The sequence below is a fragment of the Streptomyces sp. NPDC039480 genome, assembly GCF_055597165.1.
On sequence record NZ_JBVITX010000009.1, the window covers coordinates 75,923 to 89,659 of the forward strand.

Annotated in this window: 19 protein-coding genes; 8 read left to right on the top strand and 11 right to left on the bottom strand. The window is 71.2% G+C overall.

Annotated elements, in window-relative coordinates:
- Window positions 1-38 precede the first annotated feature (38 nt).
- Both ACZ56E_RS26500 and ACZ56E_RS26505 read right to left on the bottom strand, forming a co-directional pair.
- Complete coding sequence (locus ACZ56E_RS26500; RefSeq protein ID WP_471217912.1) at window positions 39-1,109, bottom strand: hypothetical protein; 1,071 nt, start codon at window positions 1,107-1,109, stop codon at window positions 39-41.
- Window positions 1,110-1,150: 41 nt separating this feature from the next.
- The gene (locus ACZ56E_RS26505) at window positions 1,151-1,717 is read right to left on the bottom strand and encodes a hypothetical protein (protein WP_471217914.1); all 567 of its coding nucleotides are present in this window, start codon (window positions 1,715-1,717) and stop codon (window positions 1,151-1,153) included.
- Between the two features lie 67 nt (window positions 1,718-1,784).
- Here ACZ56E_RS26505 and ACZ56E_RS26510 point away from each other — a divergent pair, with 67 nt between their 5' ends.
- A complete protein-coding gene (locus tag ACZ56E_RS26510) occupies window positions 1,785-2,318 on the top strand; it encodes a hypothetical protein (RefSeq protein ID WP_471217916.1) in 534 nt (177 codons plus the stop codon).
- 16 nt (window positions 2,319-2,334) lie between these two features.
- Here ACZ56E_RS26510 and ACZ56E_RS26515 read toward each other — a convergent pair whose 3' ends face one another.
- The 7 genes from ACZ56E_RS26515 to ACZ56E_RS26545 form a co-directional block, all read right to left on the bottom strand.
- On the bottom strand, window positions 2,335-2,721 hold the full coding sequence (locus tag ACZ56E_RS26515; protein ID WP_471217918.1) for a hypothetical protein: 387 nt from the start codon (window positions 2,719-2,721) through the stop codon (window positions 2,335-2,337).
- An 8-nt stretch (window positions 2,722-2,729) separates the two neighbouring features.
- Complete coding sequence (locus ACZ56E_RS26520) at window positions 2,730-3,020, bottom strand: hypothetical protein (RefSeq protein ID WP_365366081.1); 291 nt, start codon at window positions 3,018-3,020, stop codon at window positions 2,730-2,732.
- Between the two features lie 147 nt (window positions 3,021-3,167).
- Complete coding sequence (locus tag ACZ56E_RS26525) at window positions 3,168-3,776, bottom strand: phage tail tube protein (protein ID WP_468607026.1); 609 nt, start codon at window positions 3,774-3,776, stop codon at window positions 3,168-3,170.
- A gap of 86 nt (window positions 3,777-3,862) precedes the next feature.
- Complete coding sequence (locus ACZ56E_RS26530; protein WP_471217921.1) at window positions 3,863-4,264, bottom strand: hypothetical protein; 402 nt, start codon at window positions 4,262-4,264, stop codon at window positions 3,863-3,865.
- A gap of 240 nt (window positions 4,265-4,504) precedes the next feature.
- On the bottom strand, window positions 4,505-4,702 hold the full coding sequence (locus ACZ56E_RS26535; protein ID WP_468715166.1) for a helix-turn-helix domain-containing protein: 198 nt from the start codon (window positions 4,700-4,702) through the stop codon (window positions 4,505-4,507).
- Window positions 4,699-5,253: a hypothetical protein gene (locus ACZ56E_RS26540; RefSeq protein WP_471217924.1), complete on the bottom strand. Its 555-nt coding sequence runs from the start codon at window positions 5,251-5,253 to the stop codon at window positions 4,699-4,701. The genes ACZ56E_RS26535 and ACZ56E_RS26540 overlap by 4 nt, the downstream gene beginning before the upstream one ends.
- Window positions 5,253-5,540, bottom strand: coding sequence for a WhiB family transcriptional regulator (locus tag ACZ56E_RS26545; RefSeq protein WP_471218382.1), 288 nt, complete (start codon window positions 5,538-5,540; stop codon window positions 5,253-5,255). The genes ACZ56E_RS26540 and ACZ56E_RS26545 overlap by 1 nt, the downstream gene beginning before the upstream one ends.
- A 424-nt stretch (window positions 5,541-5,964) precedes the next feature.
- On the opposite strand from ACZ56E_RS26545, the gene ACZ56E_RS26550 reads away from it, so the two are divergent.
- The 5 genes from ACZ56E_RS26550 to ACZ56E_RS26570 all read left to right on the top strand — a co-directional run bounded on the left by ACZ56E_RS26550 (window position 5,965) and on the right by ACZ56E_RS26570 (window position 10,249).
- Entirely contained in the window at window positions 5,965-6,321 is a 357-nt protein-coding gene (locus ACZ56E_RS26550) for a helix-turn-helix domain-containing protein (RefSeq protein WP_471218384.1), read from the top strand.
- Between the two features lie 52 nt (window positions 6,322-6,373).
- On the top strand, window positions 6,374-7,087 hold the full coding sequence (locus tag ACZ56E_RS26555) for a hypothetical protein (protein WP_471217926.1): 714 nt from the start codon (window positions 6,374-6,376) through the stop codon (window positions 7,085-7,087).
- 123 nt (window positions 7,088-7,210) lie between these two features.
- A complete protein-coding gene (locus ACZ56E_RS26560; protein ID WP_471217928.1) occupies window positions 7,211-8,665 on the top strand; it encodes an FG-GAP-like repeat-containing protein in 1,455 nt (484 codons plus the stop codon).
- Window positions 8,666-8,722: 57 nt separating this feature from the next.
- A complete protein-coding gene (locus tag ACZ56E_RS26565) occupies window positions 8,723-9,424 on the top strand; it encodes a hypothetical protein (protein ID WP_471217930.1) in 702 nt (233 codons plus the stop codon).
- A gap of 36 nt (window positions 9,425-9,460) precedes the next feature.
- Window positions 9,461-10,249 carry an ankyrin repeat domain-containing protein gene (locus ACZ56E_RS26570; protein WP_471217931.1) on the top strand — a complete coding sequence of 263 codons (789 nt, stop codon included), beginning with the start codon at window positions 9,461-9,463 and terminating at the stop codon, window positions 10,247-10,249.
- Here the strand turns inward: ACZ56E_RS26570 and ACZ56E_RS26575 are convergent.
- Together ACZ56E_RS26575 and ACZ56E_RS26580 are read right to left on the bottom strand one after the other, a co-directional pair.
- The gene (locus ACZ56E_RS26575) at window positions 10,239-10,814 is read right to left on the bottom strand and encodes a GNAT family N-acetyltransferase (protein WP_471217933.1); all 576 of its coding nucleotides are present in this window, start codon (window positions 10,812-10,814) and stop codon (window positions 10,239-10,241) included. The genes ACZ56E_RS26570 and ACZ56E_RS26575 overlap by 11 nt on opposite strands.
- Window positions 10,815-10,891: 77 nt before the next feature.
- Window positions 10,892-12,493, bottom strand: a complete 1,602-nt coding sequence (locus tag ACZ56E_RS26580) for an ABC-F family ATP-binding cassette domain-containing protein (RefSeq protein WP_471217935.1) — start codon at window positions 12,491-12,493, stop codon at window positions 10,892-10,894.
- Window positions 12,494-12,665: 172 nt separating this feature from the next.
- Here ACZ56E_RS26580 and ACZ56E_RS26585 point away from each other — a divergent pair, with 172 nt between their 5' ends.
- Together ACZ56E_RS26585 and ACZ56E_RS26590 are read left to right on the top strand one after the other, a co-directional pair.
- Window positions 12,666-13,259: an HhH-GPD-type base excision DNA repair protein gene (locus ACZ56E_RS26585; RefSeq protein ID WP_471217938.1), complete on the top strand. Its 594-nt coding sequence runs from the start codon at window positions 12,666-12,668 to the stop codon at window positions 13,257-13,259.
- Between the two features lie 104 nt (window positions 13,260-13,363).
- A complete protein-coding gene (locus tag ACZ56E_RS26590) occupies window positions 13,364-13,693 on the top strand; it encodes a hypothetical protein (protein ID WP_471217940.1) in 330 nt (109 codons plus the stop codon).
- Window positions 13,694-13,737: the final 44 nt, after the last annotated feature.

Consider the following 13,737-nt stretch of genomic DNA (forward strand, 5'->3'; position numbering starts at 1 on the left):
TCCTGTTCTGTCGTGGGTCGCGGGATGGGAGGCGGCGGCTAGCGGCGGGCCAGGGCGCGCTGTCCGGCGAAGACGGCGCGGGCGATGGTCTGCGAGTCCACGTCGACGTGCACGGGCCGCTCCGCGAGCCGCTCCATGGCCTCGGCGAGGCGGCGCAGGGCGGCGCCGTTGCCGCCGCCGCGGGCAAGCATGCGTTCGAGCTTGGAGAGCGGGATGACGGCCTCGGACTCGCCGGCCTCGCCGATGAGGGCGAGGGTGCCGCCGTTGCGGGCCTGGACGACACCGCCCTGGGCGAGGTGCGGGACGGGCACGTGGAGGCGCGGGAAGCCGAAGGACTTGCCGCCCCACTTGGGCACCCAGCTGGGGATGGAGATCTTGATCCCGGCGAGGACGCCGAACACGCCGTTCAGGGCGGTGGCCAGGCCCTTGATGGGGGTCAGGATCAGGTTCCCGAGCCCCTTCACCAGCGGCTTGATGAAGTCGACGGCGGAGCGGGTGCCGGACTTGATGCCCCTCCACGCGGCGTCCATGCCGCGCTTGAGGGCCGCCGTGACCTTGTCCATGTTCACGAACTGGGCGATCAGCGGGGCGGCGAGCGTCATGATCAGCCCGAAGGGACTGGCCGCCATGGCGAGGTTGAGCCCGCGCTGAGCGGTGCTCGCCCCCTTGAGCCCCTTGCCGAGGCCGTTCATGGACTTTCCGCCCTTGTCGGCGTTCTTGCCGGCCTTGCCGACGGACTTCTCCACGGCGTCGGCCTGGCGCTTCACGTCACGCAGGGCGTTCTTGGTGCGGTCGGCGGAGCCGCGCAGCTTGTCGAGGGAGCTCTTGAACTTGTCGGACCCTTTTCGGGCCTTGGAAAGGGATCCGTCGGCGTTACGGAGGCCGGTGTTGAGTTTCCGTACGGCACTGTCGCCGTTGTTGGCGGACGTACGGAGCCTGCCGATGGCGGTGGAGGCGGTGCCGCTCGCCTTTCCCAGCTTGGCGACCGGGTTGTCGGCCGTGCCGGTCGACTTTCCCAACTTGCCGACCTGGGCGGCGGCTTGGCTCGCGGCCGTGCGCATGCGGCCCAGTTGGGTGGCCGCGGTTCCTATGGATCGGTTCAATGCCATGGGGGTCTACTCCTCGGGGTCTCTACTCCTCGCGTGCCGGGTCAGAAGCGGGCATTGAGCCGGTCGATCTCGTCCTCCAGGGCCTGGACCGTGGCTCTGGTCTGATGGGCCTCGCGGCGCAGGGCGCTGACCTGAGTGCTCCGCAGCCCTTCGAGCCGGCTGTCCTGCCGGTCCGCGGTCTGCCGGAGGTCGGAGAGGTCGGCCTTGCGGGCGATCTTTCGGTTCAGTTCAGTGGAGAGGTCGGTGATGCGCCGGTCGGTCCGACTGCCGAGGCCGGTCAGGTCCGACTTGATACGGGCGATATCGGACTGGGCGGCGTCGAGATCCAGCCGGAGCTTCTCCGGATCCCTTCGCGCATTTTTGTCCTGCCTCTTCTCCCACTCCGCCTTGATATCCAGCTCGGCGCTCCAGAGTTTTACGCCGGTACTGAATCCGGTGAACTCGGCCGAGGCTCCGGTGGCCGCAGCGGTGGCACCGACGAAGTCCGCCTTGGCGCCGCCGTATTCCATCTTGGCCTTGAAGGACTGGACCGACTCCTCGAGACCCTGGACTGAGCCCTCAAGATCTGTAACTCTGTCTTTCATTGGCTTGCCCTCGCTGCCACTCACGGCTCTCATCTCCTTGGAAGGTTCAGTCATGTCTGGGAAAACCGGTACTCAATTTTCCGGTCGCGGAATGTTCGAGTTCGACGTCCCCAAGCACCTGGTCGGGGAAAAATTCGTTATCGAGGCACGATGCAGGATGTTCGGCCCCGGTTTTGCCCTGCACGGCGAGATCCGTGAGGACGACGTCACGAAGCACGAGCACATAGGCTTCGTGCACTGGGGCGCCCCCATTCACCTGATGATCCCCGGGAAGTACGAAAAGCTGGTCGTCAAGGGCGCATCGAGTGATCGAAAAACCGGCCACTGGAGCCTGGAATGCAAGAGCTTCTCGGAACTCCCTGAGCTGTCATGGGAGAACTCGGCCGGCGCATCGCGCATGTTCCTCATACGCGAGGGAGCGAGGCGGGCGGATGTGGAATTCGCGGGCGCAGGCGCTGTATGGCACTTCGATCTTGAAGGCGGCAAGGAGCAGGAGATCGTCAGCAACACCGGCAGCTTCCGCGGCACCATCACGATCCCCGGGCCGGGCGTGGTCGCGGTCACCCAACCCTTCGGCGGCTGGGGCCCGATGCAGAAGTGGAAACTCACCCTTCGCCGTCGCTGACCCCGTCGGCTCCCCGTCAGGAGAAGAAGGCGGCCAACTGCTCCGCCGACGGCATGGCGGGTTCGGAGTCAGGGGTCCGCTCCCCGGCGCGGCCCGCGCCCGGGCGCGGCAGTGGCTTCGGCGGGTCCAGAGGGTCTGCTTCCTCGTCCCGGTTGACCGTGGCGAACATCCAGTTGGCGTCGGCCAGTTGGTCGACCACGTGCGCGAGGAGATAGTCGCCGACCGACCACTCCGCCGCCTCGCCCTCCGTCTCCCGGGCCACCGCCCCGTCCCGCGGGAGGTGGCGGATCAGGACCGCGAGGCGGCGGGAGGAGAGGCTGCCGCGGTGCCAGTCCAGGAGGTCGAGGCCGTAGAAGCGGAGGAGGTCGGCCTCCAGAGCCTCGGCGTGTTCGTCGACGAACACGCCGAGGCTCAGCCTTCCCCCAGGCCGAGCCCGGTCTCCTTGCCGTACGCCTCCAGGATCGCCGCGATGTCCTGCATCGTGACCTCGTGCCGCTCGAAGCGGGCGTACTGCCGCTCCCCCAGGAGGAGTTCGAGCAGGCCGTCCACGTCGTTGTCGTCGAGGTCGCGGAGCTTGCGCGCGGTGGCGCGGGTCAGTTCGGTCGGCAGCTCGAAGCTGTCGGAGTCGAGCTCGAAGGTCCAGGCCCGGCCGAGCGCTTCGAGGCGCTGGGCGCGGGCGGCGTTGACGTTGAAGCCGGACACGGGTGTCTCCTTCGGCAGGGCGACGCCCGGCCGTGCTGGGGGCACGGGCCGGGCGTCGCTCGGATCCTAGACGGTCGCGCGCAAGCGCAACCGGCGATTTCGCGCAATCAATCAGGTGGGCGGTCGGGGGTGTTGACCCCTGTCCGCTTACGAGTAGGAAGTGGCCAGTTCCTTGATGCGGAAGCTCGCCAGCGGAGCGTTGTCGTCCTTGGCGAGCGCCGTGAAGGTGACGCCCAGCTTCACCGCACCCGTGCGGGTCAGACCGATCTCCTCGGTCTCGGTGACCTGACCGCGCGGCACCACGAAGCGGTACTTCGACGCGCCGTCCGTGAACTCGATGCCGAGCGCCCGCTCGTCCGGCGCCGGGGTGTTGGCGAGGTCGTACGTGAACTCCTTGAGCTCACCCTCGGCCGGCGCGTCGAGCGTCGCCGGCGTGGTGGTCGCCGCCTTCACCTCGCCGCCGCCCATGAAGAAGGCGAGGTTCGCCTTGTTCAGCTGCAGCAGCTGGAACTTCACCGTGAGGTCGCGGTCGGAGTAGATGAACCGCGCCGGGCTCACGGACTGCCAGGTGTCGACCGGGTCGATCTTGTCCTTCTTGTTGAACTTGATGCCGTCGGTCGTGGTGTAACCGAGGTCGGTCCACTTCGCCTTGTCCCAGTCGGTGGCGATGGTGGCCGGGGCGTCGGTGCCGACGGGCGCGATCAGGACGCGTCCGGTGCCGGCGACGCGGATTTCCTTGCCGTTGTTGCCTGCCATGCGTACTCCTCAGAACTCTGAACGGATACGACGAAGGCCCCGCCGGGGTCGGCAGGGCCTGTGGTGCGCGGGCGGACGGGGGTTGCTCACTCGGGGCGGATCGAGATCCGTACCGTCGACAGGTAGCGGCTGCCCGCCGGGCGGTTGTAGTCGGGCAGCCAGCGCGGCCCGTCCGCCTCGGCGACGTCGGTGACGACGGCCCCGCCGTACGAGGTGCCGGCCAGTTCGAGCACACAGGCGCGGGCGGCGAGGGAGATGCCTTGCGCGGTGGACTTGTCCGGGCCGTACACCTCGAAGTCGAGCAGCGGCTGGTCGAGATGCCGGTCGTCGATCCACGCGCCGCCGACGCGGGAGACGAGGACGGCCTTCTGGGTGCCGTCGAATCCGGCGGGCGGCTTGTTGTCGACGACCGAACCGGCGAGCTCCGCCCGGGCCTTGAGGAAGTCGACGACGAGCCGTTCCGCGTCGGGAAAGGTCAGGATGGACACATGGACACTCCCTGTCATCAGAAGGGATCCCTGTCATCCGGAGGGATGAGTGCGGGCAACACAAAGCGGCAGGTCCGCCGCCCCGGTGTGGGGCGCAGCTCTGCCGCTGCTTCAAGTGTGATCCAGGGCCTCGTATCCCGCAACTGAGGTTGTGGCGGGGCGGGTTGGGGCTGGTGGGAGTACGTGCAGAGGGCCCCGCACCACCCGGTGCGGGGCCCTCTGCACTGCGTCTCCGTAGGACTACGTCCGTGGCCGCGTCGCCCGCGCTCCCCGGACGGAGCGCTCGGCGGCGAACACATCCTCAAGCCGGTACATCGCCCGTCGCCCCTGCCGCCCCGCGGCCTTCAGATGGCCGAGCTGCACCCACTTGCGGATGGTGGCGGGCGAGACGTCGGCCTCGGTGGCGGCGAGGTCCCCCGAGATCAGCGGCGTATTCATACCGTCTCCTCCTCGTCCGGCCCGTCCAGCTCGTCCATTTCGTCCAGTACGTGTTGGCAGGGCGGGTTCACGCACATCGCGACCCCGCGTTCGGGAAAGGCACGCAGGGACACGGAGGCGCAGGCGGGGCAGCGGCCGGGCAGGCGGACCAGCTGCTCGGGGTCCCCGAGGGCGCGGGCGCAGCGACGGGACATGCGGCGGGTCTCCTCCTCGACGTGGGCCGCCAGGTCGGGCACGTCCCGTACGGCGTCGAGGAGTTCGGCGAGTCGGCGCAGACGGACCGGCACCCGGGCCGCGGTGATGCGGCGCAGGCCGAGCCGGTCCCGTACGGCCTCCTCCAGTTCGACCACGCCGTCGCCGATGTCGCGGAGGGCGTCGGAGACGTAGAGGCGGACCGGCGCGGCGGCGGACGCGGCCGGGCCGCCGCCCCGCACCTCGCGGAACGTCCGTCCCGTGCCGGGCGCGAGCTCCTCCAGGAGCAGGGGGTACCGGCGCCGCAGGGAGTCGATCCAGAGGGCCGCGCGTTCGGCGGCGGTGCTCGTGCTGCTCATCACGGCCTCCGTCCGGCGGACTTGCGCGGCTTGACCTCGCGGCCGTTGCGCCAGAGGCGCCCGCCGCTGACCCCGTCGAACCAGGTGTGCGAGGGATCGACGATGGCCTCGCACTCGCGCCGGATAGGGCACTGATTGCAGGCGCGCAATACCGGCGCCGCCTCGGCGGGGGTGCGGGTGAAGACGTACTCCTGCGGGAGATCCACGCAGGCGGCGTTTCGGCGCCAGTCGAGAGCTTCGCCCGAACGTTCCCCGGTGTCTCGTGTGTCAGGAAAAGCACTGTTCAGAGTAGGTGCGAGGAGAACCGTCCGATGAGACATGCGCAGCCCCTCCGCGGGTATGCGAACATAAGTTCGAGTCGTGGGTGCGTGATCAGAGTTCCACGCTGCGTGCGCATGCGCAACTAAAAACGGAGGGGTGTGGGGCAGGAGAGGAAGTCGGAGATGGCCGAAAACGCGTACGCCTGCGCGGGATCTTCACAACAACGTGCGAGCGCGCACATATTTCGGTGCGCGCGCGATCGGTACGCTCCCCCTGCGACGAGGGGAGAGCGACGACATGGTGTCCAGCCCACGGGCCAGCGCCCGCAGCGACCAGGTGTACCGACCCGGGCCCGGTCCCGGCCCCGGCCCCGGTCGGGAGAGCAGCAGAGACAGTGGCCGGAACCGGGCGGACGAACTGGAGGAGTTCGCCGAGTGGATCGAGGGCGTGATGCGCGAGCGCGGCTACGACATCGACAGCCCGCGCGGCGGCGGCAAGTCGAAGCTGGCGGACGACGCCGGCGTGCACCGGGCCGCGGTCAGCCGCCTCATCCAGCGGCAGAGCATGCCCGACCTGGAGACGATGCGACGCCTGGCGACGGTGCTCGGAGTGCCCTTGCGGGACATGCTGATCCGCTCCGGCCGGCTGTCCGAGAACGACCTGCCGATCGCGGGCGCGCGGGGCGGTGACGCCGACACCCCGCGACTGCTCAGCCCCGAGGAAGCGGCCCGAAGAATGGGGGTGCCGCCAGAGTTGCAGGCGGTCTTCGTCAGAGTCACGAAGGCGTTCCTGCCGCAGGTCGAGTAGGCGAACAGCAGGGGGCGACTTACGCAGCCCGGGGCGCAGAGGGAGTGCGAACATGCCGACTGACGAAGCGGAGGGGCCGAACGGCGGCGCACGTCGTCGCGGAGCGGAACACGATGGCACCGGGCATCACGGTGCGGGACACCACGGTGCCGGACACCACGGTGCGGGACGCCACGATGTCGCGAGTGAGACGACTGCCGCGGAGGAGCTGGCCTTCCTCGTCGGCGGGCTGCTGATCGAACTCGGGGCGAAGATCCAGGAGGCCGGGGTCGACGGCGTACGGATCCTCACCGAGGAGGAGGCGCAGCAGACCCAGTTGCGCTGGTTCCGCGAGGGCTGGACGGAACACGCCCGCGCGACGGAGCACGCTCGGGCGGCCGACGCGGAGCCCGGGGGCGGGACCAGGGGCGGGGCCGGAAACGGGTGCAGGGGCCGGGACGGGGAGGCGGCGGGCCACGACGACACCGGTACCGGCACCGGTACTCGCGCCGAGACCGACACCCACACCGATGCGGACACCCACACCCACACCCACACCCACCCCGAAACCGACGCACCACCACCCCCCACCCCCTCCGCCCAGCTCCTCCACTTCCCCGCAGGCCCCCGAGGCACCCACCCCCTCCCCATCGTGGGCACGGACGAGGCCCGCGGCACGCGGGACCTGATGGCGCACCGGCCGCGCAGGCGCCGCGACGACGCACCGAAGCGCCCGCGATCCGGGCCAGGCCCCGGCCCCGGCCCCGGCCCCGACGACCAGGACTGAACACTCGTACAACCTCCGTGCCCCCACGAAGGTCTTCTGTGCGCCGAAGCGCCCCGCTCGAGGGCCGCCAGGCTGAGGCGCCCGAATCGCGGGCGTCCCGATTGCCGCGCAGGAGAAACCCGCATGCCCAAGATGTTCCGTACGGTCCTGGCCGGTGCCGCCACGGCCGCCCTGACCGGATCCCTGCTCGCCGCCACGGCGCCCACGGCCGGTGCCGCGCCCGCCGACGGGCCGGACGAGGTCCGCGCCGACTTCAACGGCGACGGCTACGGAGACCTCGCGATCTCCGCGCCCCTCGGCACCGTCTCGGGCAAGTCCGGCGCCGGTTACGTGGCGATCGTCTACGGCACCGCGAGCGGCCTCGACACCAGCAAGCGCACCCTCATCAGCCAGGCCACCACCGGCATACCCGGCACTCCGGAGAGCAGCGACTACTTCGGTGACCGGATGACCACCGGCGACCTCGACGACGACGGCTACACGGACCTGGTCGTCGGCGTGCACGCCGAACAGATCGGCAGCACCGGCGACTCCGGCACTCTGACCGTGGTCTGGGGCGGTTCGGGCGGCCTCAAGACGGCGACCGACATCACCTCGCCGCTGCCCGAGAACCGCAACGAGCTGGGCTGGGCCGTGGCGGCCGGCGACTTCGACGGCGACGGCAAGACCGACCTCGCCGCCGCCAACAACGCCTCCCCGGGGCTGAACATCTTCAAGGGCCCCATCTCGCGGACCGGCAAGGCCGCGGCGCTCACCGGCATCGACACGTACGACGCGACCGGCATCAACACCGACAAGCTCTTCGCCGGTGACGTCAACGGCGACGCGGCCGCCGACCTGCTGGTCATGGGCCAGGAGGAGAGCGGTGACGGCTACCGCACCCGCAGCGTCCTCTACAAGGGCGGTACGACGCCGAAGCCGGCCGGCAAGGTCGCGGGCGGCTACACCGCGACGATCGCCGACGTGAACAAGGACGGTTACGGCGACGTCGTCACCGGCAACTTCATGGAGAAGTCCGCCGACGAGCCGAACGGCGGCCCCGGCGGCGCCGTCACCGTGACGTACGGCAGCGCGACCGGCCTCAGCACCCGTACCCCGGTCCGCATCACCCAGGACACGGCGGGCGTGCCCGGCGCCGCGGAGAAGGGCGACGCGTTCGGCTGGAGCCTGTCGTCGGGCGACACCAACGGCGACGGCTACGCGGACGTCGCGGTCGGCGCGTACTCCGAGACGCTGGGAAGCGCGAAGAAGGCCGGTTCCGTCGTCGTCCTGCGCGGCTCCGCGAGCGGTCTGACCGGCACGGGCGCGAAGGCGTTCTCGCAGAGCACGGCGGGGGTGCCCGGCACCGCGGAGTCCCAGGACTTCTTCGGGTCCTCGGTGCGCCTGACGGACGCCGACGGCAACGGCCGCGCCGAGCTCGTGGCGGGCGCGTACGGCGAGAACGGCGGCGCAGGTGCCGTCTGGCTCTTCAAGACCACCGCGTCCGGCACGACCGCGACCGGTTCGAAGTCGGTCAGCGGCACGGGAGTCGGCGGCCCGGCGGGCCTTTCGTACTTCGGAGACGTACTCGCAGGCTGACGACAGCGTATCCTCCCCATTCGCCCGCCCGAAGCGCATGAAGAGGATGAACAGCTGGTGTCACGCCTGGTCGTCCGCCTCGCGGCCCGTTGCGGGGGCGCGCTGCTCCGGGAGTGGCGGAACGTCGTCGCGGAGCCGTTCCGCGCACTCCGGAAGCGCGGCCCCCTGGGGATCTCACTGGCCGTCCTCGCCACCGTCGCCGTGATCGGTCTGCACGAGTTCCAGCAGACCGGCACGGGTGCCGGTGTGGTGCGTGTGCTCAGTGAGGTGCGGGCGGACCAGCCCCTGTGGCTCTCCCTGCTCCGTACGCCCGTCTCGGTGTTCGTGCCCGCGGTGGACCTGCCCGCGTGGGGCGGGCTGCCCCGGCTGTTCCTGGCGTTCGCGCTCGCCGAGCTGCTCTTCGGGCGCGTCCGCACGCTGGTGGTCGCGTACGCCGTCACACTCGCCGGAACCCTCTCGGCGCGCGTGATGATCGCCCTGGGCCCCGACCGGCTCGGGCTCCCCGCCGAGGCCGCGCACACGGTGGACACCGGGGCGTCCGCGGCGATCGTCGGCCTCTTCGCCTACACGGCCGTGGCGCAGCGGGCGCCGGTCCTTTTCCTCGCCGCGGTGGTCCCGACGGTGGCCGGGTCATTGGCCGAGCCGAATCTCGCGGGCCGCGAACACCTGGTCGCGGTGGCGGCCGCGATGCTGCTCGCCGCGTGCCTGCACCGCCCCCGGCGGGCGATCGAGGAACCGGCGATTGTCAGTGCCCGCTGACACACTCGACGGCAGTCGATCAGCAGGAGGTCGGACATGGCAGTTCTCGACGCGGAGGACCCGCTGGCCGTCGCGGTGACAGAAGCGATCCGTTCCGGTGACGTGATCGCCCTGCGGCGCCTCCTGGACGCTCATCCCGGCCTGGCCACCACGGGCATCAAACAGGACGGCGAGGCAGCGGGCACCCGCAGCCTGCTGCACCTCGCCACGGACTGGCCCGGTCACTTCCCGGCGGCCCCCGAGGTCATCGCTGTCCTGGCCGCGGCGGGCGCCGATCCCGACGCCCGGTTCGTCGGGGCGCACAGCGAGACCCCCTTGCACTGGGCCGCGAGCAACGACGACGTCGCGGCACTCGACGCCCTCATCGCGGCGGGCGCGGACATCGAGGCGACCGGGGCCGTGATCGCGGGCGGCACCCCCCTGGCCGACGCCCGCGCGTTCGGACAGTGGCAAGCGGCCAGACGCCTCCTGGAGCACGGGGCGCGAACGACCTTGCAGGACGCAGCAACCCTCGGCCTCCTCACCCGCGTGACAACCCTCGTCGAATCCGAACCCGAATCCGAAGGAACGGAAACAGACCCAAAACCCGACGCCAACGCCATCACCACCGCCTTCTGGGGCGCCTGCCACGGCGGCCAGTTGGCCACAGCGCGCTATCTGGCAGCACAAGGCGCCGACCTCGACTGGATCGGATACGACGGCATGACCCCCCTGGACATCGCCACCGCCTCCGACGCCACCCCCGGCACCACCGACGTCGTCCACTGGCTCCGCACCCAAGGCGCAAAACACCGCAACGAGCTGCCTCCTGGCGTCACCCGCTAGAGGGAGACTCCGATTCCGTAGGGGCCGCGTAGCAGTGCAAGGTGACCCGTTGGCCCGGGTGCCACTCCTGTTCCACGGTGGACAGCAGGTGCCAGCCCATGCGTTCGTAGAGCGCGGTGGCCGATGTGTCGGTGGAGACGACGTCCAGGACCGGGTGCAGTCCGCGTGCTCGTGCCTCTCGTACGGCTCGGCCCATCAGCAGGGCGCCGATGCCGTGGCCGCGCGCGTCCGGGGCGACGAAGAGGCGGCTGATGACGGCGGCTCTGGTGGCCTCCGCGCCCGCCCGCGCACCCCACAGGGCGGGCGCCTCGTCGCCCTCTCCCGGGCGGGCCAGTCCGACGTGGCCGACGACCCGGCCGTCGAGCTCGGCCACCCAGGCTCCGAGCGGTCCTGGCCCCTCCAGCCAGTCCACGGGCTGCGCGGGCCAGTTGACGGGGTAACCGTCCGTCTTGTGGACGCCCGCGAGCACACCGACGCACGCCTCCAGATCGCTCTGGCCGGCACGTTCCCTGACCCGGAGCACCGGGTGGCCGTCGGTCGCGTCGGCGGCACGGTCTCGCTTCATCGCAGCATCGAACCACAGTGGCCGGTACGGCACGGGCGCATTCTCAAGACGACGCCTGCATGCGGGTGTTGATTCGCTCAGGCCAGCGTGACCAGCTCCTTGTAGTCGGGGCTCCACAGGTCCTCGTCACCGTCCGGGAGCAGCAGCACCCGGTCCGGGCGCAACGCGTCGATCGCGCCCTCGTCGTGCGTGACCATCACGATGGCCCCGGGGTATGTGCCGACGGCGCCGAGGACTTCGTCCCGCGATGCCGGGTCGAGGTTGTTCGTGGGCTCGTCGAGCAGCAGGACGTTCGCGCCCGAGTGGACGAGCCCCGCCAGTGCGAGCCGCGTCTTCTCGCCCCCGGAGAGGACCGCGGCGGGCTTGTCCGCGTCGTCCCCGCCGAACAGGAACGACCCCAGCACGCGCCGCACCTCCCCGTCCGTCAGCTGCGGCGCCGCGTCCGCGAGGTTCTCCCGGACGGTCCTCGCCCCGTCCAGCGTGTCGTGCTCCTGCGCGAAGTACCCGAGCCGCAGCCCCGGCCCCGCGACGACCCGCCCCTCGTCCGGGAGTTCGCGCCCGGCCAGCAACCGGAGCAGCGTCGTCTTCCCCGCGCCGTTGAGCCCCAGGACGACCAGCCGGCTGCCCCGGTCGACCGCCAGGTCGACACCCGTGAGGACGCGATGCGACCCGTACGCCTTGGTCAGGCCGACCGCGCCGAGCGGCATCCGGCCGCACGGCGCGGGCTCGGGCAGCCGGATCCGCGCCACCTTCTCGCCCCGCCGCACCGGCTCCGTCCCTGCGAGCATCCGCTCGGCCCGCCGGTCCATGTTCTTCGCGGCGGTGGCCGTGGCGACATGGGAGCGCATCTTGTCGGCCTGGGCGCGCAGCGAGGCCGCCTTCCGTTCGGCGTTGGCGCGTTCCCGCGTACGCCGCCGCTCGTCCGCCGCGCGCTGCGCGAGGTAGGTGTGCCAGCCGGTGTTGTGCACGTCGATGGCCGCGCGCCGGGGGTCCAGGTGGAAGACGCGGTTGACCGTGTCGGCGAGCAGGCCGGTGTCGTGGCTGATGAGCACGAGTCCGCCGGGGTAGCCCGCCAGATAGCCGCGCAGCCAGGCCACCGAGTCGGCGTCGAGGTGGTTGGTCGGCTCGTCGAGGAGCAGCGTGTCTTGCTGCGAGAACAGGATCCGCGCGAGCTCGACGCGGCGCCGCTGGCCGCCCGAAAGGTCGCCGACGGGCTGGTGCAGGGCGCGCTCGGGCAGCCCGAGGCCTGCGGCGACCCGCGCGGCCTCCGCCTCCGCGGCGTACCCGCCCCGGGCCTGAAAGCGGTCGTCCGCGCGGGCGTACGCGGCCATGGCCCGCTCCTGCGCCGCGGGACCCTCGGCCGCCGCCATCGCGGCCTCGGCGGCCCGCAGCGCGGTGACCGCCTCGTCCAGGCCGCGCGCGGACAGGATGCGGTCGGTGACGGTGACGGCGGGATCGGCGGCGCCCGGGTCCTGGGCGAGGTGGCCGACGGATCCGGCGCGGGTGACGGTGCCCTCGGCGGGGGCCGCCCGGCCGGCGAGGATCTTCATCAGGGTGGTCTTGCCGGCGCCGTTGCGACCGACCAGGCCGACGCGGTCGCCCGGGGCGATGTGGAAGGAGACGCCCGACAGCAGCAGGCGGGCACCGACGCGCACGTCGGCGCCTCGTACGGTGATCATTAGGTAACGCTCCGCAATAGCGAATGGACACACGGGTGGCGTGGAGTCGTGTGTCCTGGCTAGGAAATGCGGGGCGTAGACATGCCTTCCACGCTAACGAATCCCCTGGAGCGCCCGCATCCGGATTTTCCCGCGCGCTGCGACGGGCCCGCCCGCGAGGGATCATCGAGCCATGGACGTGACCCTTCACCTCGCACAGGAGCCGGCCGCCGACGAGCTCCTCGGCCGCAGTCCGCTGGCAGCGCTGGTCGGCATGCTCCTGGACCAGCAGGTCCCCATGGAGTGGGCGTTCGCGGGACCGCACACGATCGCCGAGCGCCTGGGTGCGGACGACCTGGACGCCCACGACATCGCGGCGTACGACCCCGAGGCCTTCGCCGCGATCCTCGCCACGAAACCGGCCGTCCACCGCTACCCGGGCTCGATGGCCAAGCGGATCCAGCAACTCTGCCAGTACCTGGTCGACCACTACGACGGCGATCCCACGGCCCTCTGGCAGGATGCCGCCACCGGCGACGAACTCCTCAAGCGTCTGAACGACCTCCCCGGCTTCGGGAAGCAGAAGGCCCAGATCTTCCTCGCCCTCCTCGGCAAGCAGCTGGGCGTCCACCCCAAGGGCTGGCGCGAGGCCGCGGGCGACTACGGCGCCCCCAAGGCGTACCGCTCGGTCGCGGACATCACGGGCCCGGAATCGCTCCGGAAGGTCCGCGCCCACAAGCAGGAGCTGAAGGCCGCGGCGAAGGCCTCGTCGGCGAAGGCGAAGTAGGGGCTTCCCCCGACCAGAGGTTGTACCGCCTGCGGTCGTAGTCCAAGCGAGCGGATCTCGGCGTATGGCGGTCCGCGCGCGGCGCGGGCGGGGAAATGCCCTGCATGAGCGTTCCGGATCCGCCACGTCTGCGCCCCACGTGGCCCCGCGCACTGCTCACCCTCCTCGCGCTCCTCCTCGCCACACTCGCCACCGCCCCCGCCGCCCAGGCGAGCCCGCCTCCCCCGGCCGCCCTCGCCGCGGAGATCGGCGGCGAGGTCCAGCAGGACGCCACCGAGACGGCGCTGCGTCTCCCCACCCGGCACGCCACACGCCTGCCCACCGCGCGCCCCCACGCCCCGTTTCCGGCCCGGCGCGCCACCCCGCCCGCCCCGCGCCCCCGCGGCCTCCACCCGCACGTCCCGACCCCGCGCACAGCGGTCCTGCGCTGCTGACAGGACAGGGCGGCACACGCCCTCCCCACCCCCACCAGCACAGC

Bases quoted from the DNA above. Each gene is read 5' to 3' on its own strand.
- ACZ56E_RS26500 (WP_471217912.1), bottom strand. From the start codon at position 1,109: ATGGCATTGAACCGATCCATAGGAACCGCGGCCACCCAACTGGGCCGC.
- ACZ56E_RS26510 (WP_471217916.1), top strand. From the start codon at position 1,785: ATGTTCGAGTTCGACGTCCCCAAGCACCTGGTCGGGGAAAAATTCGTT.
- ACZ56E_RS26525 (WP_468607026.1), bottom strand. From the start codon at position 3,776: ATGGCAGGCAACAACGGCAAGGAAATCCGCGTCGCCGGCACCGGACGC.
- ACZ56E_RS26535 (WP_468715166.1), bottom strand. From the start codon at position 4,702: ATGAATACGCCGCTGATCTCGGGGGACCTCGCCGCCACCGAGGCCGAC.
- ACZ56E_RS26540 (WP_471217924.1), bottom strand. From the start codon at position 5,253: ATGAGCAGCACGAGCACCGCCGCCGAACGCGCGGCCCTCTGGATCGAC.
- ACZ56E_RS26550 (WP_471218384.1), top strand. From the start codon at position 5,965: ATGCGCGAGCGCGGCTACGACATCGACAGCCCGCGCGGCGGCGGCAAG.
- ACZ56E_RS26555 (WP_471217926.1), top strand. From the start codon at position 6,374: ATGCCGACTGACGAAGCGGAGGGGCCGAACGGCGGCGCACGTCGTCGC.
- ACZ56E_RS26560 (WP_471217928.1), top strand. From the start codon at position 7,211: ATGCCCAAGATGTTCCGTACGGTCCTGGCCGGTGCCGCCACGGCCGCC.
- ACZ56E_RS26570 (WP_471217931.1), top strand. From the start codon at position 9,461: ATGGCAGTTCTCGACGCGGAGGACCCGCTGGCCGTCGCGGTGACAGAA.
- ACZ56E_RS26575 (WP_471217933.1), bottom strand. From the start codon at position 10,814: ATGAAGCGAGACCGTGCCGCCGACGCGACCGACGGCCACCCGGTGCTC.
- ACZ56E_RS26580 (WP_471217935.1), bottom strand. From the start codon at position 12,493: ATGATCACCGTACGAGGCGCCGACGTGCGCGTCGGTGCCCGCCTGCTG.
- ACZ56E_RS26585 (WP_471217938.1), top strand. From the start codon at position 12,666: ATGGACGTGACCCTTCACCTCGCACAGGAGCCGGCCGCCGACGAGCTC.
- ACZ56E_RS26590 (WP_471217940.1), top strand. From the start codon at position 13,364: ATGAGCGTTCCGGATCCGCCACGTCTGCGCCCCACGTGGCCCCGCGCA.